This window comes from Pseudomonas sp. 51_B (assembly GCF_017491595.1).
GTDB classification, from domain to species: domain Bacteria; phylum Pseudomonadota; class Gammaproteobacteria; order Pseudomonadales; family Pseudomonadaceae; genus Aquipseudomonas; species Aquipseudomonas promysalinigenes.
The window spans coordinates 1-506 of sequence record NZ_JAFGYW010000207.1 but is presented as its reverse complement, the minus strand read 5'-3'; the positions used below and the strand labels follow the sequence as shown (position 1 = coordinate 506).

Here is a 506-nt window from a genome sequence, read left to right as displayed (position 1 = left end):
GCGCTGGAACAGGTGCGCCAGCGGGGCTTCGATCCGGCCGACGTGCGCCATATCGTGCTGACGCACCTGGATTTCGACCATGCCGGCGGGCTGTCCGACTTCCCCAACGCGCAGGTGCACGTGCTGCAACGCGAGATCGACGCGGCGCGCCAGACGCACAGCCTGCTCGGGCGCAACCGTTATCGGCACCGGCAGTGGGAACACGTGCGGCATTGGCATTTCTACGAGCCCGGCGGCGATACCTGGTTCGGCTTCCAGACGGTGCAGGGGCTCGACGGATTGCCGCCGGAGATCCTGCTGGTCCCGCTGACGGGCCATACCCACGGCCATGCCGGCGTGGCGATCGATACCGGCGCCGGCTGGCTGCTGCATGCCGGTGACGCCTACTTCTACCGCGACGAGGTGGGCCGAACGGCGCGGCACTGCACGCCGGGCCTCAAGCTCTACCAACGGATGATGGAGGTCGATCGCACGGCGCGGCTGGCCAACCAGCACCGGCTCTGGAC

General features: G+C 68.8%; 1 protein-coding gene. It reads left to right on the top strand.

Going from position 1 to position 506, the window contains the following annotated elements; translation table 11 throughout:
- Positions 1–506, top strand: a 506-nt coding sequence (locus J5M56_RS24430; protein ID WP_207937990.1) for an MBL fold metallo-hydrolase, incomplete at both ends; no start/stop codon positions are given.